Source organism: Halobacillus sp. Marseille-P3879, from assembly GCF_900240285.1.
In the GTDB taxonomy this organism is placed as follows: domain Bacteria; phylum Bacillota; class Bacilli; order Bacillales; family Halobacillaceae; genus Halobacillus_A.
The window spans coordinates 137,296-162,957 of record NZ_OESS01000002.1 but is presented as its reverse complement, the minus strand read 5'-3'; the positions used below and the strand labels follow the sequence as shown (position 1 = coordinate 162,957).

At 42.0% G+C, this 25,662-nt stretch carries 26 protein-coding genes; 12 read left to right on the top strand and 14 right to left on the bottom strand.

Annotated features, from left to right (window positions below; translation table 11 throughout):
• Positions 1–101 precede the first annotated feature (101 nt).
• From C1A12_RS08560 to C1A12_RS08555, 3 genes are all read left to right on the top strand, one after another.
• Positions 102–926, top strand: coding sequence for a Cof-type HAD-IIB family hydrolase (locus C1A12_RS08560; RefSeq protein ID WP_101843464.1), 825 nt, complete (start codon positions 102–104; stop codon positions 924–926).
• Between the two features lie 98 nt (positions 927–1,024).
• A complete protein-coding gene (locus C1A12_RS21235; protein WP_200816575.1) occupies positions 1,025–1,162 on the top strand; it encodes a hypothetical protein in 138 nt (45 codons plus the stop codon).
• Position 1,163: 1 nt separating this feature from the next.
• Positions 1,164–1,388 (top strand): DUF3813 domain-containing protein, encoded by a 225-nt coding sequence (locus C1A12_RS08555; RefSeq protein WP_101843463.1) that lies wholly within the window; start codon positions 1,164–1,166, stop codon positions 1,386–1,388.
• Positions 1,389–1,567: 179 nt separating this feature from the next.
• Here the strand turns inward: C1A12_RS08555 and C1A12_RS08550 are convergent, their stop codons facing one another.
• Complete coding sequence (locus tag C1A12_RS08550; RefSeq protein ID WP_101843462.1) at positions 1,568–1,993, bottom strand: hypothetical protein; 426 nt, start codon at positions 1,991–1,993, stop codon at positions 1,568–1,570.
• Positions 1,994–2,013: 20 nt separating this feature from the next.
• Complete coding sequence (locus C1A12_RS08545; RefSeq protein ID WP_101843461.1) at positions 2,014–2,847, bottom strand: DUF2785 domain-containing protein; 834 nt, start codon at positions 2,845–2,847, stop codon at positions 2,014–2,016.
• Positions 2,848–2,979: 132 nt separating this feature from the next.
• On the opposite strand from C1A12_RS08545, the gene C1A12_RS08540 reads away from it, so the two are divergent.
• Positions 2,980–3,243: a NifU N-terminal domain-containing protein gene (locus C1A12_RS08540; RefSeq protein WP_101843460.1), complete on the top strand. Its 264-nt coding sequence runs from the start codon at positions 2,980–2,982 to the stop codon at positions 3,241–3,243.
• A gap of 351 nt (positions 3,244–3,594) precedes the next feature.
• On the opposite strand, the gene C1A12_RS08535 is transcribed toward C1A12_RS08540, so the two are convergent.
• The gene (locus tag C1A12_RS08535; protein ID WP_101843459.1) at positions 3,595–4,524 is read right to left on the bottom strand and encodes a BsuPI-related putative proteinase inhibitor; all 930 of its coding nucleotides are present in this window, start codon (positions 4,522–4,524) and stop codon (positions 3,595–3,597) included.
• Positions 4,525–4,542: 18 nt separating this feature from the next.
• On the bottom strand, positions 4,543–5,394 hold the full coding sequence (locus C1A12_RS08530; protein WP_101843458.1) for a YitT family protein: 852 nt from the start codon (positions 5,392–5,394) through the stop codon (positions 4,543–4,545).
• 191 nt (positions 5,395–5,585) lie between these two features.
• Here C1A12_RS08530 and C1A12_RS08525 point away from each other — a divergent pair, with 191 nt between their 5' ends.
• Entirely contained in the window at positions 5,586–6,446 is an 861-nt protein-coding gene (locus C1A12_RS08525) for a DegV family protein (protein WP_101843457.1), read from the top strand.
• A gap of 117 nt (positions 6,447–6,563) precedes the next feature.
• On the opposite strand, the gene C1A12_RS08520 is transcribed toward C1A12_RS08525, so the two are convergent.
• From C1A12_RS08520 to C1A12_RS08505, 4 genes are all read right to left on the bottom strand, one after another.
• Positions 6,564–7,601 carry a LacI family DNA-binding transcriptional regulator gene (locus tag C1A12_RS08520; RefSeq protein WP_101843456.1) on the bottom strand — a complete coding sequence of 346 codons (1,038 nt, stop codon included), beginning with the start codon at positions 7,599–7,601 and terminating at the stop codon, positions 6,564–6,566.
• Positions 7,602–7,655: 54 nt separating this feature from the next.
• On the bottom strand, positions 7,656–9,203 hold the full coding sequence (locus C1A12_RS08515; protein WP_101843455.1) for an alpha-amylase family glycosyl hydrolase: 1,548 nt from the start codon (positions 9,201–9,203) through the stop codon (positions 7,656–7,658).
• A 205-nt stretch (positions 9,204–9,408) separates the two neighbouring features.
• Positions 9,409–11,253, bottom strand: coding sequence for an asparagine synthase (glutamine-hydrolyzing) (gene asnB / locus C1A12_RS08510; RefSeq protein WP_101843454.1), 1,845 nt, complete (start codon positions 11,251–11,253; stop codon positions 9,409–9,411).
• 300 nt (positions 11,254–11,553) lie between these two features.
• Complete coding sequence (locus tag C1A12_RS08505; RefSeq protein WP_101843453.1) at positions 11,554–11,919, bottom strand: YisL family protein; 366 nt, start codon at positions 11,917–11,919, stop codon at positions 11,554–11,556.
• Positions 11,920–12,083: 164 nt separating this feature from the next.
• Here C1A12_RS08505 and C1A12_RS08500 point away from each other — a divergent pair, with 164 nt between their 5' ends.
• A complete protein-coding gene (locus C1A12_RS08500; RefSeq protein ID WP_101843452.1) occupies positions 12,084–13,280 on the top strand; it encodes an ornithine--oxo-acid transaminase in 1,197 nt (398 codons plus the stop codon).
• A gap of 40 nt (positions 13,281–13,320) precedes the next feature.
• Here C1A12_RS08500 and C1A12_RS08495 read toward each other — a convergent pair whose 3' ends face one another.
• The 3 genes from C1A12_RS08495 to C1A12_RS08485 are packed head-to-tail and all read right to left on the bottom strand — an operon-like array spanning position 13,321 to position 16,214.
• Positions 13,321–13,821 carry a GDYXXLXY domain-containing protein gene (locus tag C1A12_RS08495; protein ID WP_101843451.1) on the bottom strand — a complete coding sequence of 167 codons (501 nt, stop codon included), beginning with the start codon at positions 13,819–13,821 and terminating at the stop codon, positions 13,321–13,323.
• Entirely contained in the window at positions 13,818–15,008 is a 1,191-nt protein-coding gene (locus C1A12_RS08490; RefSeq protein ID WP_101843450.1) for a DUF2157 domain-containing protein, read from the bottom strand. Before C1A12_RS08490 ends, C1A12_RS08495 begins: the two co-directional genes overlap by 4 nt.
• A gap of 15 nt (positions 15,009–15,023) precedes the next feature.
• Positions 15,024–16,214 (bottom strand): DUF418 domain-containing protein, encoded by a 1,191-nt coding sequence (locus tag C1A12_RS08485; RefSeq protein WP_101843449.1) that lies wholly within the window; start codon positions 16,212–16,214, stop codon positions 15,024–15,026.
• Positions 16,215–16,301: 87 nt separating this feature from the next.
• Between C1A12_RS08485 and C1A12_RS08480 the strand changes: the two genes are divergently transcribed.
• Genes C1A12_RS08480 through C1A12_RS08455 form a run of 6 tightly spaced genes read left to right on the top strand, consistent with a single transcriptional unit; the run spans position 16,302 to position 18,147 of the window.
• The gene (locus tag C1A12_RS08480) at positions 16,302–16,517 is read left to right on the top strand and encodes a spore germination protein (protein WP_101843448.1); all 216 of its coding nucleotides are present in this window, start codon (positions 16,302–16,304) and stop codon (positions 16,515–16,517) included.
• Between the two features lie 11 nt (positions 16,518–16,528).
• Positions 16,529–16,756: a spore germination protein GerPB gene (locus tag C1A12_RS08475; protein ID WP_101843447.1), complete on the top strand. Its 228-nt coding sequence runs from the start codon at positions 16,529–16,531 to the stop codon at positions 16,754–16,756.
• Positions 16,757–16,803: 47 nt separating this feature from the next.
• Positions 16,804–17,328: a spore germination protein GerPC gene (gerPC, locus tag C1A12_RS08470; protein WP_101843446.1), complete on the top strand. Its 525-nt coding sequence runs from the start codon at positions 16,804–16,806 to the stop codon at positions 17,326–17,328.
• A complete protein-coding gene (locus C1A12_RS08465; RefSeq protein ID WP_101843445.1) occupies positions 17,325–17,516 on the top strand; it encodes a spore gernimation protein GerPD in 192 nt (63 codons plus the stop codon). The genes gerPC and C1A12_RS08465 overlap by 4 nt, the downstream gene beginning before the upstream one ends.
• Positions 17,509–17,880: a spore germination protein GerPE gene (locus tag C1A12_RS08460; protein WP_159462170.1), complete on the top strand. Its 372-nt coding sequence runs from the start codon at positions 17,509–17,511 to the stop codon at positions 17,878–17,880. Before C1A12_RS08465 ends, C1A12_RS08460 begins: the two co-directional genes overlap by 8 nt.
• 51 nt (positions 17,881–17,931) lie before the next feature.
• Positions 17,932–18,147: a spore germination protein gene (locus C1A12_RS08455; protein WP_101843443.1), complete on the top strand. Its 216-nt coding sequence runs from the start codon at positions 17,932–17,934 to the stop codon at positions 18,145–18,147.
• A 33-nt stretch (positions 18,148–18,180) separates the two neighbouring features.
• On the opposite strand, the gene C1A12_RS08450 is transcribed toward C1A12_RS08455, so the two are convergent.
• Genes C1A12_RS08450 through addB form a run of 3 tightly spaced genes read right to left on the bottom strand, consistent with a single transcriptional unit; the run spans position 18,181 to position 25,658 of the window.
• A complete protein-coding gene (locus C1A12_RS08450) occupies positions 18,181–18,465 on the bottom strand; it encodes an HNH endonuclease (protein WP_101843442.1) in 285 nt (94 codons plus the stop codon).
• A 1-nt stretch (position 18,466) separates the two neighbouring features.
• The gene (gene addA, locus C1A12_RS08445; RefSeq protein ID WP_101843441.1) at positions 18,467–22,159 is read right to left on the bottom strand and encodes a helicase-exonuclease AddAB subunit AddA; all 3,693 of its coding nucleotides are present in this window, start codon (positions 22,157–22,159) and stop codon (positions 18,467–18,469) included.
• Positions 22,143–25,658, bottom strand: coding sequence for a helicase-exonuclease AddAB subunit AddB (gene addB, locus C1A12_RS08440; RefSeq protein ID WP_101843440.1), 3,516 nt, complete (start codon positions 25,656–25,658; stop codon positions 22,143–22,145). The genes addA and addB overlap by 17 nt, the downstream gene beginning before the upstream one ends.
• Between the last annotated feature and the right edge of the window lie 4 nt (positions 25,659–25,662).

The following is a 25,662-nucleotide window of genomic DNA, read 5'->3' as shown; positions in this document are numbered from 1 at the left end:
ATATCGTAACACCAGAAGAACCTATTGGAAAGGATTAGGTACTGAAGATTGCATTTGCATCCTGTTATCGCTAAACTGTTACTATGAATGAGGTGAAAACAATGAAGAATCAACATTTAATTGCATTGGATCTGGATGGCACACTATTAACAGATGATAAACAAATTAACCCTGAAACAAAACAGGTGGTCCTTAACGCAATCAACAATGGTCATGTCGTATGCATCGCTACAGGGCGTCCACACAGAGCAAGTATTGATTTCTACAACCAATTAGGATTAGAAACTCCAATGGTCAACTTTAACGGAGCGCTTATTCATCATCCAAAAAACAAAAACTGGGATGCGCTTCATTCACCACTTTCGATAAGAACCGCTCATAAGATTATCCATACTTGTCATGAGCTCGGAGTGAAAAATATATTAGCTGAAGTAAAAGATTCGGTTTACCTCGATCAATATGATTCTGAGATAATGGAAATTTTCCATACGAATGATGATAATCCTGTTAACGTCGGAAGCTTGCAGAATAACTTGCAGGAAGATCCAACTTCTCTGCTTATCCACCCCGAAGAAGAAAAAATTAAAATTCTGAGGGAAGAACTGGATGTTCATGCGGAGTTAATTGAACACCGAAAATGGGGGGCGCCATGGCACGTAATTGAAATTGTTCGTGCTGGAATGAATAAAGCTGTTGGACTGAAGAAGATTGCCCATTATTATCACATTCCAAAGGATCGCATTATCGCATTTGGTGATGAAGATAATGATTTTGAAATGATTGACTATGCCGGAGTAGGAGTAGCCATGGGAAACGCCATTGAAGAACTGAAAAACATGGCAAATTTTGTAGTCGATACAAATGAACGAAATGGAATTGGAGAATTTCTTACTGATTATTTAAAATTAAATCGTAAAGCGATGTAGAGTTAGATTTTTCCTTGAGTAACTATATAGGGTCTGGTCATACTAAGCTTGGACGCACAAAAGCGTTCAGGCTTTTTTTGTGACAGGAGGCGAATGTCATGGATAAGCAAAACAAAGAAGACAAACGTTGGACTGAAGTACGTCCATTTGATGAACGTCAAATGGAACCGAAACGCCTTTCCGATGCAAAGCGCAAGGAAATGGAAGCAGACCAGCACACAGTAGGAGGGTTTTAAAATGGCCAATTCCCTATTTGAAAACGCACGTAATGCTGTAAGCCGTATGACACAGGGACGTCAAAGAGGCGGCGATCATGCTAGTCCAGAAGAAATGCAAGCTGCAAAACAAGCTATTCAATCTGCATATAGCCAGTGCTCTCAAGAAGAGAAGCAAGAGCTACAGCAGCTAGAACAAAAGCTTGAAGCTGAACACAACGGACAGCAGCAGAATAACATGCGATAACCTTTATGACCAGACTCTACATGAGTCTGGTCTCTTTTATATCTTTCAGGCCTGTCTGCTTTTACTTAAAGCGCTCATGCTCCAATTTTTGGCCGGCCCAATAACATTCACAGCCCTTATCCGAAATGAAATGCGGTGTTTTAGATTGAGAAAAAACAGCCGGGAGCCGGCTGTTTATATTATGTTCTATAATAGGATGATTTTAAAACGATCGCATAGATCATATGCCCGACTGCCCATAAAGCGATTGCTTCTCCATCTGTTAAAGATGGAGTTTGTTTCATAGCCAGAACGGTTAACGGGAAATATGATAACGCTGCCGCTCCTGATAAAACAAAAGCGGCAATCCACTGGCGCATCATAGTGATTTTTATTTTTTTCATAAAAAGATAACAAAATAAAATACCAGCTGCCCACGATACCACAAGATGAAACAGCCACTCGACAAATACAGGCCAGTTCACCTCCCCAAGGAAGGGAATGAAGTCCACATTCATTAATAGCGTGTAGACTCTCTTTCCAGTGATGAGCTCGGCAAACCACATGTAAATACCTAAAGCTAATCCGGATGTGGTACCTATATAGATGCCCCACTTAACGAACACAGCACATACCTCCGCTCTCGTTAGTATGCTTCTTGCTTTCTAAGTTCCCGTAATATTTCTTCTAAAACTTCACGAAGATGGCCTGTATCACAAGGGTAATCTAAGTTTCTAAAATATAGCGCGCGGAGAAAATGCTTACTGTTATTAATTATAATTTCTTCTGAAGGGTCATCCCAGCTCTTTCTTTCATATAATAAGGTCCTTAACCACTCCACTCTCTCATGATCTTCAATCTTCTGAAACATCGTTATTACAGCTGTAACCATTCGTTCTTCTTCATCAAATAAGTAAGGTTGATCAATGAGAAATTGACGGCGGATCACAGGCAGCATATCGATAACTTCTTGACGGGTAATCTCGTCACAAGCGGCGACGCTGTCTATTGCATCAGCTGCATGAGCCATGGAGTGTGCCCATCCTTTACCTTTAATATATCCACGGTGATCCTTCTCCTGCTCCATGTAGCGTTTCAGGTTATCCCATACACGATGGACTTCTGCCTCGCTTAACAATCCAGTCTGCTGGTGCTTCTTCATAATCGGTGGAATCAGCAGTACAGAAAAGCTTCTCTTAAATACAGCATTCTCTTCTCTAGCAGACATCTTTATTCTATAAAAAAGATAATTTTTATTCAGAATGGATCGAAGGATGTTCTTGAGCTGATCATGGTTGTAATAATCCCGCTCTATAAAATTTTTAAAAATCTGATGAATCAAATCATCCCTTAATACCGGGTCAAGAGCTCCTATCCGCTGGAGCATAATCGTAGTCAGTTCTGACAAATTCTGACCTTCGGGAATCGTGTAGTCATTTTCCTTAATTGGCTGCAGTACATCTATTAATCTCGCTTCCATCTCATACCTCCCTGAAAGTGTTCACATTGTACCATACTATTTCGAAGATATTGAAACATTTAGGCTCTGAGTTTAGAGTTTATTTTTTTTCTGCTAAAATAAATGAGTACAAGGATGTTAGGAGGAATGAATATGGCAATCACAGTAGAAGAAACACCGAATCCAAATGCACGTAAATTTACGACAGACTCGCTTATATTTCAAGGAGATGGAAGTGTATCTGTTATGCCTGGACAAAAGAGTGAATATGACATTATGAACCAATTAATGGAGCTTGACGGTGTCGATAATGTATTTGGCTTTCAGAATTTCATCACGGTAAATCGTCTCCCGGATACAGATTGGGAAGTACTTACACCCAAAGTAGAAGGCATTTTGACAGAATTCGGCTACTAAGTCTGGCTGGGGTTTGTCTTCTATTGCTTCGTCAGCGAAGTATAACAAATACTTGTGGAGTTTTCCCCACAAGCGGGAGTTTGGGACAAAACTGAATAAAGCTAAAAATAATCCGAATGATTTTGTTAAAATCAGTTCGGATTATTTTTGTGCCGAGAATAGATTTTGACCATCGCTCCGTTAAAATACACCGCTTTCTCACGGTTAGCCTCAATTTTCTCGAAAAAGCAAAGAACGCTTTCCTGTAAAATCTTAAGCTCGCGCAGGGCCACAGGAACCTTAAGCATCCTGACTTAGCTCATGATATCTGCGTTTAATTTTTATTGTTCGTTTTTTGTCTCAGCTTTATTGTTATTCATCAAAATTATCAAGTGGTACAAAGTTCATATTAATGGGCTGATTGTCTCCATCCCGTTCAAACATCGTCATAATAAGAGACCCGCTTTCAGGTAGGTCGTCTTCACTGAGAGAAACATTAATTTCAAAGGCGGACCACTCTGCATTCACATCCTCGACTTGAGCTGTTTCCTCTTCAATTAAGACATTGTGCCCATCCTCAACATTGTAGAAAAACTCGCCACCCGATACTTTAGCTTCCCCGGATACTGTATATTCTCCATTTTCGCCTGTTAAGGTCATTTCTCTAAAAATTTCTTCTCCATTTGAGCTGGCCTCAACTTCTTCAGTCACTTCCTCATTACTGCTGGCTTCAAACTGTTCTGCCGCTTCGGCTTCCTGTTCAGATTCCCCGCCGCCTACTGTTACGGACTCCGTAATTTCAAACGGTTTTGTCTCGAGGGGCTGATCATTAATAGAAGTAACTAAAAATGACATCTTCGCGTCATATTCACCAGGAGGAAGATCTTCTTCTAACGTTTCATTAGCTTCGAGTTGATCACCGGGTTCAAGCTCTTCTGTAGTCAGCTGCTGAGAGAAAGCTTGTTCATTCGAGTATTTATATACTTCCTCTCCCTCCTCGTTTTCCAGCACAATTTCATACTTCTGGCTGGAATTAAAGCCAAGAATAATCGGCTCCTCGGCTTCATTTGAGATAAAGAAATTAAAATTAACTCCTTCATCTGTTGAATCCACCTCTGCATCAAAGCTCAACTGCTCAATAAGAGATACGATGTTTTCTGGATCAGGCTCTTCATTCGACTCCTCTGAAGAATTCTTTTCCTCGCTTTGATCCTCTTCATTCGAATTGTCACTTGTACAACCTACTAAAAATACAGCTAGAAATCCTGCTACAACAGGTACCCACTTTTTCAGTTTCAACACATCCTTTTCACCGTGAACTCATTTATCATCTTTTCGGAAAAACCCAAATATGCCTGTGGTTTGGACAATATTTGTGAAAGCCTGGGGATCCACTTCAGAAATAATGCCTTGCAGGTCATAAAGCTCATATCGCGTTATAACCATAACTAACATGTTTTTGTCCTGCTGCGTAAAAGCACCTTTTGCAGGAAGTGTCGTAATGCCTCTTACCATTTTAGCATGAATGGCTTTCTCCAGATCAGCTGCTTTTGTCGTAATGATCATCGCTGTAAGCTTCTCATGACGAGTATGAATGGCGTCAATTACACGTGTCGTTACATATAAAGTTAACAAAGTGTATAATGCGTTTTCCGGCTCGTATAAGAAACCTGCTATTGCTATGATAGCACTATTAATAATTAAAAAATAAATGCCAATAGGACGATCTTTCATGCGGGATAAGATCATAGCTACGATGTCCAGACCGCCTGTAGATGCACCCCATTTTAACGTGATACCGACACCAAAACCGCCGAGCACTCCGCCAAATACGGCGTTAAGAATGATATCTTCTGAGAGCTGCTGAATCGGAATTACTTCTAAGAAAAAAGTCGTAAAAGCTACAGAAATTGCACTGTAAACCGTAAACCCTTTACCTACTTTAAACCAGCCCAGGATCGCAACTGGAATATTAAGTATGAATAGGATAAGACCTGTACTTACTCCTGGAATATTCAAGAAATCTTGAAGTATACTTGTCATCAACTGGGCGACCCCGGTAAATCCACTGGCATATACATTGGCCTCTATTAGAAATAAATTCAATGATAATGCATTAAACACGGCCCCTAGAAAAACAATTAAAATACGTTTAATTTCAAATGAAAACATGTCGACCTCCTATCTGACTAAAAAGACGCTATACTTTTTTTATCACCGTTAAAAATTAAAATCAAGTCTTTCATTATCGTTTCCCAATATGAAGTTGCAATAATCATATGCAAGCAAAGATTTCACTTTACTATCCTTCCACTTAAGCCTAAACTTAACAGTATATAATCCTAAAGACAGTAGGTGAAGAGATGAGTGTAGCGATTATTAGTGATTCAGCATGTGACCTATCCTTAGATTACCTACATAAGATGAATGTTGAATGCTTACCCCTGGGTGTGACGATTGGAGATAAAGAATATGAAGACGGAAAATCTATCACACCGGAAAAAGTCTATTCCTTAATGAGAAATGGAGAAGCTCCGAAGACATCACAAGTTTCTCCGGAAGCATTCCGTAAAACGTTTACGACTTACGTCGAACAAGGAAAACCATTTATTTACTTTGCTTTTTCCTCAGAACTCTCGGGTACCTATCAAACTGCAAAAATGATTGAACAGGAGATTAAAGAAGGGCAGCCTGAAGCTCAGTTCGAAGTGATTGACACTAAAGCTGCTTCACTAGGGTACGGACTCATTATAATAAGAGCAGCGGAGCTTGCACAAGAAGGAAAAAGTATTAATGAAATTGTCCAAACAGGCCGATATTATTCAGACCACATGGAGCATATTTTTACTGTAGATGACCTCGAGTATTTATATCGGGGTGGTCGCGTGAGTAAAACTGCCGCCTTTGTCGGCAGCCTTCTGAAAATTAAACCATTGTTACATGTCGACAACGGAAAGCTGATTCCTCTGGAAAAAATCCGCGGCTCAAAAAAAGTATTAAAACGCATGATTGATCTAATGAAAGAACGAGGTGTATCCCTCGATCAACAGCGGATTGCCATCAGCCATGGAGATGACATTGAAACCGCTCAAAAGCTTTCTGCTATGATTAAAGAAGAGTTTGGGACAAAAGACATCCATATTGAAATGGTAGGTGCTGTAATCGGAGCTCATGCCGGCCCAGGTACAATTGCGTTATTTTTCTTAAATGACCAGCCTCAATAAATGCCAGAACAAAGGCATAGGCGCCGGAATTTCTCTAAAAGGAAATTTCTCCACGGCTTGGAATTTTATAATTTCTTAAAACATGAAAAAAGAAGAAGCTTAACCGCTTCTTCTTTTTTAGTCGCTCTGCGTTCTACCCATTGACTTTACTGACTGACGGTATTCAATCGTAAAGGGAACAATAATACGTTTTGCAGGTTCGAGTTTATTTTTCACTTTATCAATTAAACATTTAGCTGCCTGAACACCTAATTCATAAATATGTATATCGACTGTAGTAAGCGGGGGCCGAGCTACTTCAGAAAGATAAACATTGTTAAAGCTAACGATCGACACGTCTTCAGGTACAATCATACCAAACTCCTCCAGCATGTGAACGACCCCGATACTCATTAGATCGTCAGCAATCACAAGTCCTGTTGGTGGAACCGCTAAATTAAACAATTCACGGACCGCATGCTGTCCGCCTGATTCCAGGAATTCTGTATGGATGCGAAATTCATCTAAGTAAGGAAGCCCTGCCTCTTCAATTGCAAGCTGATAGCCCCTCATTCGGTCAAGGGTTACCATTAAATCCATAGATCCCCCAATAAATGCTATGTTCTCATGACCAAGCTCTATTAAGTAATTTGTAATAGTTTTCCCGCTGCGAATATTATCGTTGTCCACATGAGTAACCTCATCAATTCTCTCACTCGGTTTCCCAATGACCACAAATGGAAAATCCTTTTCGAGCAGAAAGTGAAGTACAGGATCATTTACCTGAGAATAAAGCAAGATGATCCCATCCACGCGGTTTGCATAAACCATACGCTGGATACCCTCGAGAATTTCTGTGTCTTTTTCACCCGTAGATAATAAAATTGAGTAATCAAGCTTATGAGCCACAGTACTAATCCCCCGCAATACTTCAGGGAAGAAGGGGTTTTGCAAAGCTTTATTCGTACCAGAAGGCATAACAACTCCTAACGACTGAGTAGAACGATTTGCTAACCCTCGTGCATTTGCATTCGGATGATACCCCATCTCTTTCATTGCTTTTTTCACTTTTTTCTTTGTAGCCGGACTAATTCGTGGATTATCAGCTATGACTCGAGAAACGGTGGACGGTGCGACACCAGCTGCTTTTGCTACCTCTTTAATCGTTACTCCCATATCCTTCACCTTCTGAAATAAATTAATTTACCTTCGACTGCCGAACATCATATATTATAGTGCCTCAGTTTTTTGCCCCTCACGCTTATTTTTTAGAGTGATCCATGCGACCGCAATAACAAACAGCAGCAGTATACATCCCACAAACCCTATAAATAACCAATTCAGGCCATGATCTTCTTCCACCACAAAAACATCCGCTGTTTCACGTTCCATCCCTAACTTATAAGCATTATCATTTGCCTGGCGTATGACTCCGTCCTCAAGCAGCCCCCGCATTTGATGGTCATCAGGTAAATCCGTAAGGTCAGCTGACCTTGTGCCCGAAGCATTATTAATCGCGATCACCATCGTCTGACCTTCAAATTCACGCTTATAAACAGCCATCCCATCTTCATTAAAGAGCTCCTCATAACTTCCACGAGTGAGCGCCGGGAATTCATCTCGCATGGAATTCAGCTTTTCAATACGTTGCTGCAATTCTTCATTAGTCCCTTTAAAATCCATCATTCGGTGATTATCAGGACTATCACCTCCATCAAGCGGAACTTCACTGCCATAATAAACAACCGGGATTCCAGGAGCTGTAAACAGATGGGTTAAAGCAAGCTTCCAGCGAGTAATAGGATTTTCATTATCATCAGCTGCTATTCTAGTAAACCGTTTACTGGCTTGATTGTCGATAAAATTCCCTAATAAATATGGCTCTTCGAAGGATTGTTCATTTTTGTCCAGTACATGGGACAGGCCTGACAATGAACCATCTACAGAATCGAAAACCTCAATGGCTTCGTTATAATAAAGGTAATTCGAAAAGCTGTCCATACCGGTAGATTCATACTCGGAAACAGATTCAGGGTCTTCACTCCGCACATCACCAAGCAAGAAGAAATCTTCGTCTACTGACTTCACACGGTCACTAAACTCATTCCAAAAATCCTTAGAGGCATGATTTCCATCGTTCAACCGAAATCCATCTACATTCGTCTCTTGAATCCAATATTCAGCGGCATCAAATAAATATTGCCTAACTTGAGGGTTTTCTGTATTTAAATCGGGCAGTCCCTCCATCCAGCTGCTTTTGAAATGCTGTTGATCTTCACCCGGAGTTGATTGTTCTTCGTGAAACCATTCTGTTTTTTCATTATCTTCAAGCCATGGATGCTGTTCGCCCGTATGACTAACAACAAAATCAAAAATCACTTTTATGTCACGGTCATGGGCTTCTTTCACAAGTCTTTGAGCATCCTCCATTGTTCCAAAATGCTCTTCCACTTCCATAAAGTCTTGAATCCAATAACCATGGTATCCCTTCTCTTCATTATCCATAATGGGGCTGATTAAGAGAGTAGTGAATCCCAACTCTTCAATATGGTCGAGCTGGTCGATCACTCCTTGTAAGTCCCCGCCGTGGTACGCAGCAGGGTCGTCCGTATCCACTTCGTAATCATTGTCCCTGTCACCATTCATAAACCGATCTACCATCACAAAATAAATGCTTTCATCCTGCCATTTTCGCTCTTCTTTTTCAGCCGCATCTGACTTATGGGCGCAAAAAAGAAGAAACGGAATCAGCATGAGAAACGTTAACAGTTTTCTCATCTTCCGTTCCCCCTCATTGATTTCTCTATCTTAAGATTATCCCCTGTAACTTCAGCCGTCAATCCGGAAACGAATATCTTTCCTCTGAGAAAAATAAATCGCAGAAATTATTAAGGTTCTTAAAGGGGGGACACAAAGTAAATAACCCTTAAAAAACGATAAATAAGACTGCCGATTTTCTCGACAGCCTGAATAACACGGTTATTTAATTAATTTTAATGTTGTACACAGTAAGCCAATGGTTGATTTGACAGAGGTGAGCAATTAATTGAGGTCCGGTCATAAGCTGCCCAAACCATGGTTTATCAATGCTTCTGCCTTGAGATTCATTCAATGTTTGCAGTTCTTTATGATCAAATAAATCAAAAATTGGAGCTTGAGGTACACTTAATATTTCATCCATCCAAGCAGTAACGGCCTTCGTGTAATTAGGATGAAAGGTCTTAGGATAAGGATTTTTCTTCCTCTTTAACACTTTATCGGGCAGGACACCCCTTAATGCCTCTCTCAACAATCCTTTTTCCTGTTCCCCGTGGTGCTTCATTTCCCAGGGGATATTGTAAGCGTACTCCACGATCCGATGGTCACTAAATGGCACTCTTACTTCGAGGCTTGCCCCCATACTCATTCTGTCTTTTCTCTCCAGAAGCGTCTGCATGAACCAGTTCATGTTTAAATACAGCATTTGCCGATGCTTTGAAGCCTCGAACGATTCTCCTTTAAGGAGCGGCGCTTCTCCGATTGAATCATGATAGCGGTCCAGCATATATTTTTCCATATCATATCTCTTTGATACATCATTTCTTATTAGTTTTTGGCGCTCTTTAATGGATCGAATCCACGGAAACCCTTTTCGGTCACGATCTTCTTTACGATAAAACCATGGATAACCACCAAAGATTTCATCTGCGCATTCTCCGGATAAAGAAACTGTCACGTGATTTTTTATTCGTTCACAGAACCAGAGAAGCGAGGAATCGACATCCGCCATCCCCGGAAGATCCCGAAGTTCCACAGAACGTTTCAGTCTGGACACAAGATCTTCAACACTGGCTTCCAACGTATAGTGTTTCGTCTGGTGAGCCATTTGTACCATTTGAATATACGTAAGGTCGCGGTCCGGCTGAAATGAATTACTTTTAAAAAATTTTCCCTGCTCTTCGTAGTCTATAGAAAAAGTCTGCAATGCACCAAGTCCTTCTTTTTTATAGTGCTCTGCTGCAATTGAAGTGATGGCACTTGAGTCTACTCCGCCGGATAAGAATGTTCCCAGTTTCACATCACTGACTAACTGTCTTTCAACAGCATCGGTAAACAATTCCCGTACCTTCTCGACTGTTTCTTTAAAAGAAGAATGATGCGGGTGGCTCTCTACATTCCAATAACGTTTCACAGAAAGAATACCGTGCTGCCAGGAGGCACAAAAACCCGGTCTGAGTTCATCTATCCCTTCAAACACTCCGTGACCTGGAGTTCTGGAAGGACCTAATGTGAGGATTTCCAGCACTCCTTCCTCTGCTATTGAGGCCTGTTTATCGGGATGAGCCAGAATTGCTTTTATTTCAGAAGCTACAATAATGCCATTTTTTTGTTCACTGTAAAACAACGGTTTTACTCCGAGACGATCTCTAGCAATAAAGAGCCGCTGCTTGTTTATCTCCCACACACTAAAAGCGAAAATTCCGTTAAACTTTTTGAGGCATTCCTCGCCCCACTCCATATAGCTGACCAGCACAACTTCTGTATCTGAATGCCCATTAAACGTCCAACCCTTAGCTTTCAACTCATCCCTGACTTCTTCCGTATTGTATAATTCTCCATTATAGCAAAGCACGTATTCTTCATTATTTGCCTGGCGGACCATGGGCTGGACTCCACCTTTTGGATCAACAACAATGAGCCTTTGGTGACCGAATCCAGCCGGGCCCTGCACCCACTTCTGATAATCATCAGGACCTCTATGATCAATGGTTTCAGCCATCTGATCAATAATTAAAAGCTTATCTTCTTCTCTGCTCCGGGTATTTACCCACCCTACAAACCCGCACACAGGCGTCACCTTCCTTTTTACTTTCCAGCGTCAATCGACGAGCTGAACAAGTTTTACAATAATACGCTCTCCCTAGGCTGGTTTTAAGCGTATAAAAAAGCATCATAATATAAGGTATGACGCTGGGCTTGGAATCTATGAAGTTTTTCGTAAAAACCTGTTGACTTTTCAACTGATAATGATTATCATTACTATTAGGAAAGGTTATCACTGCTTCCCCCAATAGCAGTCAACAAGCATAACCATCCCCCCTTTTACATGTAAAAGACCTGCATGTCAGAAAAACATGCAGGTCTTATTTTATGCCGGGAGAATTCCCAGTGGTAAGAACCCAAAGCCGAGAATTAACGCTATAATACCGGCAATTACCAATTGAGCCCACCACATACCGGCAGGTTTTTTCTTTTTATACTTCATAGTGACCATTTCCATTGCTGCAATTACCCATAGTCCAATAAGCATTTTAATAATCGCCAGTCCAATCTGGTCTGATCCCATATACAAGGCGAACAAAGAACCGCCAGAGTATAAGATTAATAGATAGTCTGCTCTTAAGATCATGTGGGATATTTTCGCTGCTCTTTCATTACCGCTTCTTGTAAACGTTGTAACCAGTCCAACTAATGCAAATGCAATTACCCATGAGGTAATATGTAAGTGTGCCAACAATATTCCTCCTTCAATCTATCATAAATCTTCCTTCATCATACCATGTGTTTGTCCTTTTTTCTCGAAATAAGCTTTCATTTAATATTTTTTTATTAGTGAGAAAATTGTTATAAAAACTGTTATACTGTACGTGAAGTTTCTAATGAATACGGAGGGATATCATGACAGTCCAAAGTCAACAAATTATTGATCAGACGCAGGAATATGGTGCTAAAAACTATCATCCTTTACCAATTGTTATTTCAAAAGCTGAAGGGGTTTGGGTAGAAGACCCTGAGGGCAATCGTTATATGGATATGCTCAGTGCTTATTCAGCTGTTAATCAAGGACACCGTCACCCTAAAATTATCCAAGCCCTTCAAGACCAGGCCTCTCGTGTTACTTTGACTTCGCGCGCATTTCACAATGACCAGCTTGGTCCATGGTATGAAAAAGTATGTAAGCTGACTAATAAAGAAATGGCTCTTCCGATGAACACGGGAGTGGAAGCAGTGGAGACAGCAATTAAAGCAACGCGGCGCTGGGCTTATGATGAAAAAGGCGTCCCAGACGGGAAGGCTGAAATCATTGCCTGTGAAGGTAATTTTCACGGCCGTACATTAACAGCTGTTTCTTTATCTTCTGAAGAAGAATACCAGCGTGGCTTTGGACCTCTGCTCCCTGGCATTAAATTAGTTCCATACGGTGATATTGATGCTTTAAAAGATGCAATTACTGAAAATACCGCAGGCTTTCTCCTCGAGCCAATTCAGGGAGAAGCCGGGATCGTCATACCTCCGGAAGGCTTCCTGAAAGAAGCTTATGAAGTGTGTAAAGAACAGAATATTCTTTTTATTGCAGATGAAATTCAAGCTGGCTTAGGGCGAAGCGGAAAAATGTTCGCCTGTGACTGGGAGGATGTTTCTCCAGACGTTTTAATCTTAGGTAAAGCACTTGGAGGCGGTGTATTCCCTATTTCCTGTGTGGTAGCCAATAAAGAGATCCTCGGTGTGTTTAATCCAGGCTCCCACGGCTCTACGTTTGGAGGTAATCCGCTGGCAAGCGCGGTTTCTATGGCAGCACTGGATGTCATTGAGGAAGAAAAATTAGCAGACCGCTCACTAGAGCTTGGAACGTACATGAAAGAAGAATTGAGCAAAGTAGACAATCCAAAGATAAAACAAATTCGCGGGAAAGGGTTGTTTATTGGAGTGGAAATGACTGAACCAGCAAGACCTTACTGTGAAGACCTTAAAGAAAAAGGTCTTCTGTGCAAAGAAACGCACGAAAACGTGATTCGTTTTGCTCCTCCTCTAACCATCGATAAAGCTGACCTTGACTGGGCCATTGAACAAATTACAGAAGTGTTAAGCTCATAGACAAACAAGCTTCGGGAACTGCTCCCGAAGCTTGTTTAGTTTATTCAATGGAATTAATTTTTTTCTGTCCCCACGGCGCTGCTACTATTTCCACAACATATCGGTCTGTTCGTTCAAAATCTTCCCCCGTATCCTCCTCTATAAAATACCGGTTTAAGCCTATGCTGACCTGGTGTTCGTTCTCTGTGGGATTATGCCATTGGTATACAGCCTTGATCTCTACTTGACCTTCGGATAACTTTGAAGAACTCTGAGAAGCTTTTACTAATTCAAACCTATTGTTCTCCCCTTCTTCTACGATCAGATATACCTTATCACCGCGCTCTGGAGGTTCTTCTCCCTGCCAGCGCTCATCCTTAAAGCTTTCAATCTCGTAGTGAAGTGTCACATAGTCACCGTAAAATGGATCGCGGGGGTCAACTGGTTCAGTTTCAAGCCATATTGTTTCGCCCCAGTGATCCATTGCATAGTACGAAACCGACATACCGATCAGAAAGAGAGCCTGCATTCCGACAACCGTATAAAACAGAAGGCGTTTCATATGTGCTCTCCCCCTTTAACTTGACGGCGCTTTCTTTCAAGAAAGAAACTGAGGATAAATAATAAAAGGCCTCCAGTGAAGAAGAAAATGGAGCGGTCCATAAAAGCCCATGCCAATTGAAAGTAAGTAATGAACGTCGTGATTAGGAAGGCAATAGTTCCCTTAGCCACCCAGTCTGAACGTTCCTTGCGGTAACCTGCTAATAACCAGCCTAGTGAGTAGATAAACAATAACAACAGCGATAATAAATCTCCAGCCCCTATCCGAAAGACAGGAATAAATAATACTAAATCAATCCACTTGAATTTTGTAGACTCCATAGCTGATTGAATAACAGCATAGATAAACAGGATCGACCAACTTAAAAAAAAGAGATTAGAATACTCGACATCTTCACTTTCATAACCTAGCAGGAACACCTGAAACACATTGATGATAAATATAGAAAATACGGCAATCGCTCCAAACGGTTTTAAGTGGATCCGACCATAAGGAAAGTGGCTTACGATGTAAAGAACCAGGAATAATAAGATCAGCCAATAATAAGACCAGCCATGAGAAAAAATAAAAACAATCGATTGAACAGCATAGCTGACAGCGAATAAACCGGTAAGCAGACGGTTCCCTTTTTTGTATAAGATCATGCCAAGTCCTGCGATAAACAATATCCCTAAAGGAATATAAAACTCCTGATAGACACTTCCGCTGTATATCTGTCCAGCCGTTATAATAACTAATGCAGCTATAAATAAAAGAGACTCCTGAAAGACAATGAGCAGCCCGAAAGCAGCGAGGGACCAAATAAAGAATGGAAAAGCCGTAAACGAAGTGAAGTGATACATCTGCCCGGTCAGAAATATACCTGCTCCAAATACACTTAAAGCGACAATAAGGAGACTTAAGCCGACAGATTTTGATTTTTTGTTATAGAACCAGAAACCCGCCCCGTAAAATACAAGAAGGAAGAACAGGATAATCGCCATCTTAACCAAATCTGTCAGCGCGGACCAATTTGATGCGATAAATGTAAGAAAACCGAGGCCGATAAACAGTGCTGCAAATGTAAGCAGCACCAGATGTCTAGTATTTTTCTCATAACGGCTTAAAATCCTGTTTCTCTGATCAGAGCTTATGACTCCTTCTTTAACCCACTTCTCAGATTCCTTCTTCAGCTCTCCCCTATTCATGTGATCCTCCCTTTCTTAAGAAGCCTGACTGTCAGTTCGCTTTAACGGCTGGATCTTACCGTACGTCAATGTTCTCCAAAGCCATTCGAGCGGACCGTACGGGTAGCTTTGAATCCATATTTTACTCAAAACAATCTGCAGGCTGAACACAATAATAACAATCCCTGTACTTGCAAGCGGCGTGACTTCCCCATACCAGCCAAACCCAACTGAATAGAAAAGAAGGAAACAGATCACAGATTGAAAAATATAATTAGATAAGGACATTCTTCCAACCCAGGTCAGCGGCTGAAGCACCTTCCTTCCTGCAGAAGTACGATAAGCGAGCGTTACTGATAGTAAGTAAAAGACAGCTGAAGCTGACCCCCCTATATTATCCTGCATTAATTGGAACCATTCAGGATTCCCTATCACATATGGGCCGGCTTTAAATAATATAAATAGTAGGCCTGTTCCCGCCCACCACTTTTTTATCTCTGAGAGGTGGACCTGTGGTTTATGAAGCCATCCCTTTTTAGCAATATATGCACCAATTAAAAACATAGGTATCAAAGATAAAGCCAGCAGCGGTAAAGTTCCAATATTATTACTGTATGTCCAGTCGGCGAAGTTCTGCTGCCAAATATTAATCATAGATCCTTCCCCATAATTCTGTGTTGCAGCCTTCACTTCTTCATGTGAATTAAACGTGCCGAGTTTACTGCGGACAGCGTACATTCCTAACGTTAACGGAACGATGAGAAAGCCCAGCATGCTTAATGCAGTGACCAGTAGTGTTTTTTGAGATGCTTTAAAGAAAGCAAACATCACCAGTCCGAATACGCCATACGAGAGCAGAATATCTCCATGCCAGATTAAGAATGCATGGATGGTACCAAACCCAATTAATATAATAAGGCGCCTAAAAATAACCGGGCCGTAATGTACTGCCCTCTGCTCCAAACGGCTTTTCATCATATACAGTCCAAATCCGAACATGAGCGAAAATAAGGTATAGAAACTGGCCTGGAAAAAAATATCGATAAACGTTTGGATAAACTGACTAGTAGGCGACGGCCAAAACTGTTCCTCCCCGCCGTATAGAAAATAAGGCGCGTTGAAAGCAGGAACATTGACCATAAAAATACCAAAAATCGCCAAACCACGAGCAGCATCCAGCCAGCTCAGCCGTTCTTTTTCTTGTAAAGGTGAGGCCTGTTGTTCCAATGTTATTCCCCCTTATTGATTTCATTTTACTTTTATTACGATATTTACACAATGTTCTTACATATAGATGTAGAAAGGAGAAAGCTCATGCCCGCAAAGGTTGGTTTCGTTAAAGTAATTACTGTCTCTTCATCCGGCGTATTTAATATAGGAGATGTCTTCAGCATGTCCCCTTATGCAGCTACAAAGACTTTTGCCGGGGGCGGTTCGTTTAACACGGGAAATGGCATACGAATCCATCTCGATAAAGCAGAAACTTATATAAATGATAAAGAGTTGATCGATCAATCTTTTAATGAGTAGGAGGAAGCTGTATGAACATGACGATCTACCAGACGATATCGATACGTTATATTAAGATCGGTACAGTTGCCAATTCCTCTATTATCCAAATTGGCAGCTCAGGGGTCATCCAGGCCCAGGCGGATTTATATAATTCCGGCGGTTTTGTCGAGCCTGCGAAAGAGCCCGAGCCAAAAGAAGGAGAGGTCTATATTCCTGAAGCTGATTCTGGTCCACTTGTCCCTCTTACGACCTCATAGGCAAGTCTTTTCATTTAACGGCATATGCTAGAAAGGGGTGATCGCAAATGAACAACTACTATTCGTGGGATCAATGGATTCAGCAGATGATGGAGCAAATGCAACAGCAGCAGCGCCTGATTGAAGAACTCACCCAAAAGCTAGAGCATTTGCAATCGAGGGAACAGACAAAAACAGTCATTGAGAAAATAGAATATCATTTTGATCAGCTGAAAATTGAAACATTGGAAGGTACCCTCCAGATCGGCCTGACTCCAACCGGCTCAGGAGAAGGAAATATCGAAGACTTATACACCGGACAAACTGATGAACCTTATTTAGATGAACTGATGGGGCATGCCGTGCCTCAGGCAATTGATGATTATGTGGTGAATCATAAACTTGACTTACCAAATGATCATCGCGATCACATGATAAAAGATATTAACCAACAGCTCCCAGAGCGCTTTAAAGAACATAAACGGAAAGAACCTAATTTGACCAATGAAGAAATTACTCAAAGGGTAGCTGAAGAGATTCAAAGGTCTGTGACTCAATATTTAGAACAATATAAAAGCGGAGGTGCTTCATGAAGTTTACCGTTCATAACCATGAATTCAATATAGGAAATGTTCATGTGACGAGCGTTACGACCTCTTCGTTATTTCTTATCGGGGACAACCGCACCATTCGGCTGCGTTCATACTTTGATACCCCTCCAGAATCTTTAATCATCGGCCCCTATGCAACCCCAGTGGAGGAGACAGAGGATAATGAATAGCAACCGACTGGCTGACGTGCACCATGTAAACGCGCACACTATAACGATAGGATCCGGTCTGCTGATTGGAGATCTTGGTCATTTCCGTCCACGCTCAGACGTTCTAGCTGTACAAGAAGAAACGAAAGTGTTAAGTGACTGGACTGATTTAACAGATTATCCTATATATACAGCAAAGCTCTCTCCTCCAAAAGCTCCTATTAGAATTGAAACCCAGTTCATCCACCACTATCCAACGATTCAGGTGAAACATGTTCACGTGACTGGTGCCTCAACAGCTGGGCTTGTCCAGATCGGAGGAATTGATTATGTCGACGGGGAATCTAGACTAAAGCATATTCGTATATTAGATAAAGAACAGTAACATTACTTTTTTCATACGCTATAGCAGTAAGCAGATAAGGAGGACTTCGTGATGCCATCTATTATTGGTCCTTTCCGTATCAATAGTATCAGTGGAGGAGTGGTGAATTTCGGAGATTCGTTTTACATTTCTCCTAAAAGTTCAGCTAAAACAATAACTGGCTCTGGTTCATCCAATACCGGTGACTTTATCGCTACCTATAACGGATTTAGTAATGTCCAGCCTGTAGACCCGGACGTGAATGATCAGAATGTAGGAGGCGCCTAAAATAAAAGGTGCGGCTTTGACAGCCGCACCTTTTTAACGCTTTTTACGATTTGAAGTTCTGGTCGCTATTCTCTTCTCAGATGCTTGCTTCTTTACCCACCCTAAGTATCTCTTCATACCAGGGTAGTCAGCTAATCGTTCAAGCGAGTGGTAAAATCCGGCCAGCTCTTCGTTTGTGAACAGAGCATGAATTTGACGATGACATGCACTGCACAACACAGCGGTAGGTCCATTGGTTCCTCCATGCTGCTTAGGAATTAAATGGTGCTCTGTCGTTTTGACAGGATTCCTATGACAGAGCTCGCAAGCTTCTTCCAAGCTATTCCACCTCCAAGGTCAGCGGACCGTTAAAGAAATAAAGACAGGTTTTCTCTACCGGTTTTTTCCAAATTTTTTCAAGCGCCGTCTTATACAAATGAATTTGGGTTCTATACCTGTCTTTTAACTGTTCCTCAGCTTTTTCCCCATCAGGGATGGCATCTGTTTTGTAATCAAGGATAAGCCAGCCCTCACCATATGGAACGACAGCGTCAATAACCCCCTGGATGAAAACTTTCTCCTCCGTTGTTGATTCATTCCAATCTCCGTACACTTCATTAGCTGGAAGGGCCAGGCTGAACGGAACCTCTCGTTCGATTTGCTCCGCTTGCTGAAAAAGCTTTCCAATAGGAGTATGAAAAAAGCTTGAAATCGCGTGATGATTAATCTCATCCGCTTCTTCCCTGCGCAGGATTTCTTTATGAACAAGGTACTCGACAAACTCCTCTACTTCCTGTTCTGTCTTCGGTTTATCAAGAGGAAGATGCTGCATCACTGTATGCATCGCCGTTCCTATTTCGCCTGCTGATAATCCTTTTTTTTCCTGCATGAACCTCGGGCGTTTCACAAGAGGAGCGCGGTAAGGAGTTAGAAGTTGATCACTTGAGTATTCATCTAAGAATTCGCGCTGCCGCTTAATTTCTGTTACAGTCTGTTTCGCTCTTGAATAAGCAGCCTTTTCATATGGATATTGGAAATTGAGCCGCTCTGCCCGGCTATCTGCTTCTACTTCAACGGGCTGCCATTGTTCGATCCGTTGCTGAAGTTTTTCATCGCGTTGTTTTTCCAGTTCTTCTACGACAGCATATTCACTACCATGTGATAGATGAATAATCCATTCAGATGCATCCTTTTCAATTTCCTCAGATGTTTTAACTTCTACACCTTCTTTTCTTAACTGATCACTGTCTTCATGACGAATTAATGAAGGTCCTACCCAATCCAGATAGGATTTGGCATCCAGACGGTCATGAGGTGGAAGGACCCAATCCGGGTGGTCTGCAAGAGTTAGCCACTTCTCTTGTTTCTTCTCAAATGAGGCTACGTTTCCGACCATCACCAGTTTCTCCTTCGCTCTTGTTAACGCTACATATAAAACACGCATCTCTTCAGCCAACAGTTCCCGCAGCTTTACTCTTTTAATCGCATGATAAGCAAGAGTCGGATACATGAGGCGTTTATGAGGATCAATATACCTTGATCCAAAGCCATAATCTTTATGGAGGAGATATCGTTCTTTTAAATCCATCATATTAAACTGTTTATCCATAGCACCAAGCAGAACTACAGGAAATTCAAGTCCTTTACTCTTATGGATTGTCATAATCCGGACAACATCTTCTTGTTCCCCGAGGGCTCGAGCTGCTCCGAGGTCGTCTCCACGATCTTCCATACGCTCAATAAACCGAAGAAAACGGAACAATCCTCTAAAGGAGGTGGATTCATAGGATCTTGCCCGATCATACAGCGCCCGTAAATTAGCCTGACGCTGACGACCGCCGGGCATCCCGCCAACAAAATCGTAATATCCCGTTTCCCGATAGATCTGCCAGATTAAATCAGATAAAGCTCCTTGCCGGGCCTGCTCACGAAATTGATGAAGCTGGTGCAGAAAACGATTAATTTTTTCACTTGATTCTGTTTTTCCTGCAGCCTTCTTAATGGATTCATAGTAGCTTACTTTTTTCTCCTCCAGACGCAGCTGCATCAATTCATCTTCATTTAACCCTACAATCGGAGATTTCAACACGGATGCCAGCGGAATATCCTGCAACGGGTTATCAATAATCTTCAACAGATTAAGCATAACTTTAACTTCTATAGCTTCAAAGTAACCTGTCGAAAGCTCAGCATAGACAGGAATCCCCTGCTGCTTTAATTCATCCACAATCGTGGAAGCCCATGTCATAGAACGCATTAATATTACAATATCACGATATTGCACAGGCCGCTTCACACCGGTTTCCTTATCGACAACTTGCAAAGCGTCTTCTTCACCATATCCGAGCCAATTACGAATTTTCTTTCCATAAGCCCTTGCTTCAAGCTGTGCTTTTTCTAAATCCTCGAAACCTTCTTCCCCAGAAGACTCCTCTTTGACTTCCCGGTCTATAATTAACAGCTCAGCTTTTGCATAATCAGAAGGATTCTCATCATATACACTGTTGCTGTAAATTAATTCTGCTTCTGGCTCATAATTCATTTCACCAACCTCTTCATCAAGCACCTGACGGAAGACATAATTTGCTGCATCTAACACTTGCTTGCGGCTGCGGAAGTTACGAGCAAGGTCAATTCGTTCACCCTCATGGTCCGGCTGACCGTACAGCTGATACTTCGTAAGAAACAGCGAGGGTTCGGCATGGCGGAAGCGGTAGATACTTTGTTTAACATCCCCCACCATAAATAAATGACCTGCTTCCGGCCCGTCTGTTAACAAACGGAGCAGCGTTTCCTGTACTAGGTTCGTGTCCTGATATTCATCGATAAGAACTTCTGAGAATTGCTCACGAAAACCTTTTGCTACAGACGAAGGCACCAGCTGATCTTTAGTAGATGTTTCATCAAGAAGGACCTGGAGACAATAGTGCTCTAAATCCGAAAAATCCACAAGTGCTTTTTCCTTCTTCAGCTGCTGGTAGCGTTTATGAAAATCCTGCACAATAAAAGCGAGCTGGCTCATAACAGGATGAAGAGCCTGCATATCTTGCAAATAATTTTCCAACCTGCGTTGGAACCATTCTTCCTTCATGCTCATCCAGCGTTTCTTGTAACGATCTCTTATTTTTTTAGCTCGTTCCTTTTTGGCTTCATCGCAATCCATTTTCTTACGGGATAATGCGGCAAACTTACTTGTGCTCATATACGATTGCAGCTCTTCCCAGGAAATAGCCAATGCACCTTTCGCCTGCTGCACCATTTCTAAATCCTGTACTGCCGTTTCCCCATAGCTTGAAGGTCCATCCGCTTCACGGGTTAAATCCAACAGCTGCTGAATTTCAGCTTCCATCGAATCAAGCTGACTGTTAACATCCCGTTTAAGCAGCTTAAGCCAGGAGAGATTTTCTTGGTTTTCTGTATTGGACTCTTGATACATAGCAACCATATCTTTCAGCCATTCTTCCGGCCAAGGATTCTGCATGGAAAAGGTATGGAGATCGAGAACGAGTTTTTCAACGTCAAGATCGTTCCGGTCGCTTGAGAACCGGTCTACGACATCAAAAAACCGCTGCTGTTCCTCCCCTTCTCTTCCGTACCAATCTTCAAATAAATCCTCAAGCACTTCCTGGCGGATTAAATCCGCTTCTACATCATCCGCAATTCTAAAGCCGGGATCTAAATCAAGCAGGTAGGCATACCTCCGCACGACATCCATACAGAAAGAGTGAAGTGTTGATATTGAAGCATTCTGTAAAAGAGAAAGCTGTTTCTTTAAGTGTCTTGATTCAGGATTGGTCTCTAAAGCTTTGCTTAGGGCTGCTCCTACTCGATTTCTCATTTCTTGAGCTGCAGCGTTTGTAAAAGTTACAACGAGCAAAGAATCAATGTCGGCCGGAGCTTCTTTGTTCAAAAGCTTCTGAATAATCCGCTCTACAAGGACTGCTGTTTTACCAGAACCTGCAGCCGCTGAGACGAGAATATTTTTTCCCTGGGTATAAATCGCTCGTTCCTGTTCTTTAGTCCAGCTGACCACGGTCATTCTCCTTTCGCTGTGTCATCTGCTGTATGACTTCATCTTCCTTTAAATGCTTTAGCCTGCGGAAATTATGGTCCTCAAGTGATGGATCAAATTGACAAACAGATCGGAATGAACAGTAATCACAAGCAGCTTGATCATCTTTAAGAAAAGGATTCAAGGCCACCTCGCCGTCTGTCACCCGCTGACCTGCGTCCTGCATCAGCTTGCGGATATATCCTCTGAGCTGCTCAAACTTTTCATCCTCCAGTGTTTTAGACCCTTTGTAAAACCCTCCGTCTGCTTTTAATCCTGCGGGTACAATCTGGCTTCTTCCTTTTTCAAGAGTGGTGTCCATCATGGAGACGAGCTGTTCATCTTCCAGAAGCAGCCCGGACATTTTAAACTTTTTAAAAATTTCCTGCTCAATTTCATCATCTGAGATCAATTGTTTTCCGGAAATCATTGGGTTGTGGACATGGAAATAAAGAACACCAGCAGGTAAAGCCTTCGACCCAAGCCAATGCTCGGCATTGGAAAGAACAACATCCAGGTAAGCCAGCATTTGCAAGGAAAGCCCATAATACACGTCAACTAAATCCAAGCCCTTAGCACTGGATTTATAGTCAATAATTCGCAGATACAGTTCTTCTTCATTTAAAGCACGGTCTACGCGGTCGATTCTCCCCCTCAGCATCAGCTCATGCCCATTAGGAAGCCCCAGCGTTAATGGAGGAAGCTTTGAATTTTGCTCGAGTCCAAAACCGAGCTCGAGTCCGACAGGTGAGAAATGACTTTTTCTCGCCTGCTCGCTTAATATAAATGCAGCTCTTGCGATAACCCCCTGCAGCTTATATTTAATATAGTGATGGCGGTTGGAGCTGTGAAGAATTTGATTTTGAAGTATCGGAGCCAGCAGGTTTGTGGCTTTCTCTGCATACCTTGTGGTTTCCCGCTGATCGAGTTGAGAGAAGTCACGTCCCTCCTGCTGCACCCACTCTGTTATTTGCTTCAATGCCTCATGAAAAAGCTGACCGATATCAGGTGCATCAAGCTTGTACGTTTTTCGTTCCTGCAAGTTCAAACTGTGACCAGCAAAGTACTGATACGAACAGCGATGATACGTCTCAAGCCGTGACACACTCGTTTTTACAGAAGCACTAAACAACTGGTCCTTCGTGCTTTTTGATAAATGGACAGGTTTATTTCTATAAAAAAGACTCTGGAGAACGTGGTACGTCAGCCCTCCGCTTTCTTCATTTTCTACATACCAGTTAAGAATATTCCACCATACCTTCTCAATTGGATAACCTCTTAAATATCGAGCGAGTTGTGAAGTCAATGCCGATCTGGTTTTTAGAGGGGTTGATATGAAACGCTCTGCATCGTACAGGTCATCAGCATCCTGGAGCGTAATGTGTTCTTTAATTTCAGGAAAAAGCTCATCCAGCCTCTGCACGATCTGGGAGGCCACTTTAGATTTACCTTCTTCATTACTTAACGGGTAACTGACCCATAAGTGGTCTTTAGCCATTGTTAAAGCCAAATACATATAAAAACGATCATCAAGCAGCTGTCTGGCTGCCCCTTCCGCAAGCTGCAAACCACTTTCGGATAAAATTTCTCTTTCTTTCTCCGACATCATTCCGTCACCAGACGGTTTCATTGGCCATACGCCGTCTGTAACCCCGAGTAAAAACGAGGCTTTAATACCTGTAATTCGAGATCGGTCTACATCTCCGACAACGACATGATCCATGCTAGGCGGTACATGGGAGAAAGTTAATGATTCAAGCCCGCTTTCTATCGTATTTCTGAACACTTGCAGCGATACTTTCTCATCACCAGCAATTTCAACGGCCTCATCTAACAGGCGGAGAACTTCATCCCATACTTGTTCTTGCTCCCTTCCCCTCTCGATTTCGCCTCGCTCATCATAATGAGCCCGCCAGTTCTCTAACTGTGCAGGTACGTGTAAGCGGTCAAGCCATTGATAGATCGCTTTCGCACGTTCGGCAATCGTGTCTGCTTCCCGGAGCTCCTGATCCAGCGGTTCCAGTACTTGAGTAATTTGAAACCGGTACGCGTTAATCCGCTCTTGTTTGTCTTTTTCCTCATCAGTTTGGGCAGCATTTTCAAAACCTCTAAACCGTTGGTAAACCCATGGGTCTTTACTAAACCAGCGCTCCCTTTTACGGATGCCGTACTCAAGAACATAATTTTCAATTTCATCAATAGCTTCCTCATCCAAAGGATAACGACGGTCAGTAGAAGGAATAAAACCTGTTTTCAATAAACGAAACACAGCATCATAACGGAAATTCCCTTCAACTACATCGAGACCTGACCGTATTAATTCGATTAAGGGGTGATTCAGCATTGTTCGTTTTTCGTCGATAAAGACAGGAATTCCATAGTCTCCAAATAACGTGTTAATCAAACTATGATACACATTTGGTTCACGTATGAGAACGGCAATGTCCTTATATCGGTAACCCTCTTCCCTAACTAAACGCAAAATCTCTTGAGCGGCCCCCTCTACTTCAGCCCTGGGATGGACAGCTTCAGCAATTTTAATCGGGGGAGCACCTTCAAACACTGGGGCAGGGCGATGATCAAAATACTTCTCTAAATGACGGAGGGCCGGTCTGTTTTCAAAACGTCCTCTCTTTTCATCAAGAATCTCTACTTTCTCTACCCCTGCCCCTGATTCTTCAGCCATCTGACTCAATTTTAAAAACGTCTCATTCGTTTCATGAAATAAATCGAGCTCTTCACTTTCATCATTAGCAGGTTTATCTGCGGTTAATGTAACTTTAACGTTACGACATTTCTTAAGTAATGCTTCTATAACGGTATACTCCTGCGGGGTAAAACTATGAAATCCATCTATATAGACTTCAGCATCGTTTAAGAACGCAGCTTCAGGAATTTTTTCAGATAAAAGCTGAAGTTGATCTTCACTATCAATGTACTGCTCCCGCAAAGCATCTACTAAACGGTCATAAATGTAAGTTAAATCATCCAGCTTATCGCGTAAACCTTCTTCATGGCTCGTCCGATGCATAAATTGGTCCATCTGTTCCATTTGAGCATGAAGAGCAGCCGGCGTTACCTGATACCTTTTAAATTCAGTTATCATATTTTCTAATTGTTCAACGAACCCTTGTTTTTCAATGGCCTTCTGAAAAACTTTCCAATCAGAAGTCCGTTCCTCTATAATTTTCCGGAGCATCATTTGTACACCAGTTGAACTAATAAATTTCTTCGTTCCCCCGCCCGTTTCCTGCAAAACACGCCAGGCCAGCCGTGAGAAACTAAAAACCTGAGCCCGGATCGAACCTTCAATATCTCCCTGCGTCAGCAGAGTATATTCCTGCTGAAACGTCATTTGATCGGGGGCAATATACAGTATAGGTGCACCACCAGGCTCCTCGGCTAATCGTGATCTTATTTCCTCAAGGCAGCGCGTGCCTTTTCCACTGCCTGAACGCCCAAGTAAAAATTGAATGCCCACGGGC

Bases quoted from the DNA above. Each gene is read 5' to 3' on its own strand.
- C1A12_RS08560 (WP_101843464.1), top strand. From the start codon at position 102: ATGAAGAATCAACATTTAATTGCATTGGATCTGGATGGCACACTATTA.
- C1A12_RS21235 (WP_200816575.1), top strand. From the start codon at position 1,025: ATGGATAAGCAAAACAAAGAAGACAAACGTTGGACTGAAGTACGTCCA.
- C1A12_RS08555 (WP_101843463.1), top strand. From the start codon at position 1,164: ATGGCCAATTCCCTATTTGAAAACGCACGTAATGCTGTAAGCCGTATG.
- C1A12_RS08545 (WP_101843461.1), bottom strand. From the start codon at position 2,847: ATGGAAGCGAGATTAATAGATGTACTGCAGCCAATTAAGGAAAATGAC.
- C1A12_RS08540 (WP_101843460.1), top strand. From the start codon at position 2,980: ATGGCAATCACAGTAGAAGAAACACCGAATCCAAATGCACGTAAATTT.
- C1A12_RS08530 (WP_101843458.1), bottom strand. From the start codon at position 5,394: ATGTTTTCATTTGAAATTAAACGTATTTTAATTGTTTTTCTAGGGGCC.
- C1A12_RS08525 (WP_101843457.1), top strand. From the start codon at position 5,586: ATGAGTGTAGCGATTATTAGTGATTCAGCATGTGACCTATCCTTAGAT.
- C1A12_RS08520 (WP_101843456.1), bottom strand. From the start codon at position 7,601: ATGGGAGTAACGATTAAAGAGGTAGCAAAAGCAGCTGGTGTCGCACCG.
- C1A12_RS08515 (WP_101843455.1), bottom strand. From the start codon at position 9,203: ATGAGAAAACTGTTAACGTTTCTCATGCTGATTCCGTTTCTTCTTTTT.
- C1A12_RS08500 (WP_101843452.1), top strand. From the start codon at position 12,084: ATGACAGTCCAAAGTCAACAAATTATTGATCAGACGCAGGAATATGGT.
- C1A12_RS08495 (WP_101843451.1), bottom strand. From the start codon at position 13,821: ATGAAACGCCTTCTGTTTTATACGGTTGTCGGAATGCAGGCTCTCTTT.
- C1A12_RS08490 (WP_101843450.1), bottom strand. From the start codon at position 15,008: ATGAATAGGGGAGAGCTGAAGAAGGAATCTGAGAAGTGGGTTAAAGAA.
- C1A12_RS08480 (WP_101843448.1), top strand. From the start codon at position 16,302: ATGCCCGCAAAGGTTGGTTTCGTTAAAGTAATTACTGTCTCTTCATCC.
- C1A12_RS08475 (WP_101843447.1), top strand. From the start codon at position 16,529: ATGAACATGACGATCTACCAGACGATATCGATACGTTATATTAAGATC.
- gerPC (WP_101843446.1), top strand. From the start codon at position 16,804: ATGAACAACTACTATTCGTGGGATCAATGGATTCAGCAGATGATGGAG.
- C1A12_RS08465 (WP_101843445.1), top strand. From the start codon at position 17,325: ATGAAGTTTACCGTTCATAACCATGAATTCAATATAGGAAATGTTCAT.
- C1A12_RS08460 (WP_159462170.1), top strand. From the start codon at position 17,509: ATGAATAGCAACCGACTGGCTGACGTGCACCATGTAAACGCGCACACT.
- C1A12_RS08455 (WP_101843443.1), top strand. From the start codon at position 17,932: ATGCCATCTATTATTGGTCCTTTCCGTATCAATAGTATCAGTGGAGGA.